At 61.9% G+C, this 4298-nt stretch carries 1 protein-coding gene; it reads left to right on the plus strand.

Features of this window, described 5'->3' with window-relative positions; genetic code table 11:
• Positions 1-203: 203 nt before the first annotated feature.
• On the plus strand, positions 204-4298 hold a 4095-nt coding region (gltB, locus tag ACH2DW_RS15145; protein WP_394930581.1), incomplete at its 3' end, for a glutamate synthase large subunit.

Below are 4298 nucleotides of genomic sequence, written 5' to 3' on the forward strand. Positions count from 1 at the left end.
GGGCTGGCATCTCGGGCTGGATGCGGAACCGCTGTCTGTTTCACGACCGAACGAGCGAGCACAGCGGGGGGTTGAGGCTCTAAGCTGGGCAACCCCCGCTTGAGCCAGTGTTGTCTCGAGCATCCTCGTGTGAGGCCGCTGGTCAATGTCGATCAGGCTGTCTTCGCGATTTCGTAGCCGATCAACGACTCGTGGATGTGACAATGCAGCAACCTCCCGGCCCCTCTGGCCTCTACGACCCCCGTCAGGAACACGATTCCTGCGGCGTGTCCTTCGTCGCGAACTTGAAGGGCGTCCGTTCGAATGAACTGGTCGTGACAGGTCTGCAGGCGTTGACGAACCTTGAACACCGCGGTGCAACAGGCGCCGAGCCCGACTCGGGCGACGGCGCCGGAATCCTGCTGCAGGTTCCGGACCGCTTCTTCCAGGAGGTCACCGAGTTCGACCTGCCTGCCGCTGGCGCCTACGCCGTGGGCATCGCATTCCTGCCGTCGATCCCTGAATATGCACAGGACGCGATGTCGGCGATCGAGGTGAGTGTCACCGATGCTGGACTTCAGGTGCTCGGTTGGCGTGACCTGCCGATCAACCCCGACTGTCTGGGCAAGACGTCACGCGAGGCGATGCCGACGTTCAAGCAGCTTTTCGTCAGCGACCCCGAAGGTGCCACGGGTATCGAACTCGATCGGAAGGCATTCGTCGCTCGGAAGACGTCGCGGCGTGAACTCGTCGGCGACCTCGACAGCTACTTTTCGTCGCTCTCCAGCCGCACGATCGTCTACAAGGGCATGCTCACGACGCCACAGCTGAGCGAGTTTTTTCCCGATCTGCGTGATCCGCGAGTCGAGTCAGCACTGCTGCTCGTGCACAGCCGGTTCAGTACGAACACATTCCCGTCGTGGCCGCTGGCGCATCCCTATCGATTCGTCGCTCACAACGGTGAGATCAACACCGTGCAGGGCAATCAGAACTGGATGCGCGCACGCGAGGCGATGCTTGAAAGCCCGCTCTTGCCGGGCATCGACCGGGCGTTCCCGATCTGTACGCCTGGATCCTCCGACACGGCTCGGTTCGATGAAGTTCTCGAATTGCTGCACCTTGGTGGATATCCGATTCATCATGCAGTACTCATGATGATTCCTGAAGCGTGGGAAAACGACGAAACGATGTCGCAGAAGCAGCGCGACTTCTACCGGTTCCACGCGGCGATGATGGAACCCTGGGATGGTCCGGCATCGGTCACCTTTACCGATGGCGAAATGATCGGTGCAGTGCTCGACCGCAACGGTTTGCGCCCGAGCCGATATTGGGTCACCGACGACGACCTTGTCGTCATGGCGTCCGAAGTCGGTGTGATCGACATCGAGCCGAGCAAGGTGGTGGCCAAGGGTCGTCTGCAGCCGGGCAAAATGTTCTTGATCGACACCAACGAGGGCCGGATTGTCGGCGACGAGGAGATCAAGAACAAGCTTGCCGAGGAGCATCCCTACGGCGAGTGGCTTGCGGCTGGCATGACCAACCTCCCGGACCTTCCTGACCGCGAGCACGTCGTCTTCAGCCACGACAGCGTTCTGCGCCGTCAACAAATGTTCGGCTATACCCACGAAGAGCTCAAGATTCTGATCACTCCGATGGCGGCAAACGCATATGAGGCACTCGGCTCGATGGGTACCGACACGCCGCTGGCCGTGCTGTCGGACCGGCCACGGTTGCTGTTTGATTACTTCAAGCAACTGTTTGCACAGGTCACCAACCCGCCGCTGGATGCAATCCGCGAAGAAGTCGTCACAGCGGTGTCGGCGTCGGTCGGACCGGAGGCGAACCTGCTTGCTCCCGGCCCTGAGAGTTGCCGACAGATGGCGTTGCCGAACCCGATCATCGACAACGACGAGTTGGCGAAAATCATCCATGTCAATGACGACGGCGGACACGCCGGTCTCCAGGCCAAGGTGCTCAGTGGGCTGTACCGCGTTGCTGACGGTGGGCCGGGTCTCCGTGCGGCACTCGACCGCGTGTGCCAGCAGGCTTCGGATGCCATCGGAGCCGGGGCCAGAATGATCGTGCTGTCGGACCGCAACGCCGACACCATCGATGCCCCAATCCCTTCGCTCCTGCTGACCGCAGCGGTGCACCACCACCTCGTGCGGACCAAGCAGCGCACGATGACCGGCTTGGTTGTGGAAGCGGGAGATGCCCGCGAAGTGCATCACATGGCGCTCCTCATCGGCTACGGGGCCGGTGCGATCAACCCGTACCTCGCCTTCGAGTCAGTCGAAGACCTCATTCATGAGGGCATGCACGGCCTCGGCGACCTTGACGACCAGCTTGCGATTCGCAATTACATCAAGGCGTGTAACAAGGGCGTCCTGAAGGTGATGTCGAAGATGGGTGTCTCGACGGTGGCGTCGTACACCGGTGCGCAGATCTTCGAGGCCATCGGTCTTGGCGAGGATGTGGTCGAGCAGTACTTCACCGGAACGGTGAGCCAGCTCGGTGGGATCGGTCTTGACGAGATCGCCGCGGAAGTCGCGGCACGGCACAAGATGGCCAACCCTGATCGGCCCGAAGAACGCGCCCACCGCAAGCTTGAGCTCGGTGGCGAGTACCAGTGGCGCCGCGAAGGCGAACAGCACCTTTTCAATCCTGAGACGGTCTTCAAGCTGCAGCACGCTGCGCGTGCGGGCCGCTACGACATCTTCAAGGAGTACACGAGCCGCGTCGACGACCAGTCGAAGAAGCTGATGACGTTGCGCGGGCTGTTCGAGTTTGCGAACGCCGACCGCTCTGGCCGCTCGCCCATCTCCATCGATGATGTCGAGCCGGTGTCAGAGATTGTCAAGCGATTCAGCACTGGAGCGATGTCCTACGGCTCGATCAGCGCTGAGGCTCACGAGACGCTTGCCGTGGCGATGAACCGATTGGGCGCGAAGTCCAACACCGGTGAGGGTGGCGAAGACGCTGACCGGCTCTACGACCCTGAGCGGCGCTCGTCGATCAAGCAGGTGGCCTCAGGCCGATTCGGCGTCACCGCTGAATACCTCACGAATTCTGACGACATCCAGATCAAGATGGCCCAGGGTGCCAAGCCCGGCGAAGGCGGCCAGCTGCCCGGGCACAAGGTCTGGCCATGGATCGCAAAGACTCGCCACTCAACTCCAGGCGTCGGTCTGATCAGTCCGCCGCCGCACCACGACATCTATTCGATCGAGGATCTGAAGCAACTGATTCACGACCTGAAGAACGCCAACCCGGCGGCACGCGTGCACGTCAAGCTGGTCGCCGAGGCGGGCGTCGGCACCGTTGCAGCGGGCGTGTCGAAGGCGAAAGCTGATGTCGTGCTCATCTCGGGCCACGACGGAGGTACCGGGGCGAGCCCACTGACATCGCTGAAACACGCAGGTGGACCGTGGGAACTGGGGCTTGCCCAGACCCAGCAGACGTTGATGCTCAATGGCTTGCGTGACCGCATCGTCGTACAGAGCGATGGCCAACTGAAGACGGGCCGCGACGTCGTGATTGCTGCGTTGCTCGGCGCCGAGGAGTATGGGTTTGCGACGGCGCCGCTCGTCGTGTCGGGTTGCATCATGATGCGGGTCTGCCACCTCGACACCTGCCCCGTCGGTGTCGCCACCCAAAACCCCGAACTCCGCTCCCGGTTTACCGGCAAACCGGAGTTCGTGATCAACTTCTTCGAGTACATCGCGGAGGAAGTGCGTGAGATCATGGCCGAGCTGGGCTTTGCCACGATGGACGAGATGATCGGGCACGTCGAGGCGCTCGACACCCGTGAAGCAATCGATCACTGGAAGGCCTCGGGTCTCGACATCAGCCCGATTCTTGCCGTGCCACAGAATCCGTATCACCAGTCGATGATCCAGACGGTCGATCAGGATCACGGCCTCGACGAGGCGCTCGATCAGCAGTTCATCGCCCTGGCCCAGCCCGCCATCAGGGACGGCCACCACGTCTCGATCGATCTTCCGATTCGTAACGTGCACCGAACCGTGGGCACGTTGCTCGGTCACGAGGTGACGAAGCAGTGGAAGGGTGCTGGTCTGCCCGACGGCACGATCGACATCACGTTGACCGGCTCGGCCGGGCAGAGCTTCGGTGCGTTCGTTCCAGCGGGCATTCAGATGCGTCTGGTTGGCGACGGCAACGATTACGTCGGCAAGGGATTGTCTGGTGGGCGGCTGATCGTGCACCCGCATCCGCTCGCGCCGTTTGCTGCTGAAGACCATGTCATTGCCGGCAATGTCATCGGCTATGGCGCGACCGGAGGTGAGATTTTCCTCCGC

Source organism: uncultured Ilumatobacter sp., from assembly GCF_963980585.1.
GTDB lineage: Bacteria > Actinomycetota > Acidimicrobiia > Acidimicrobiales > Ilumatobacteraceae > Ilumatobacter_A.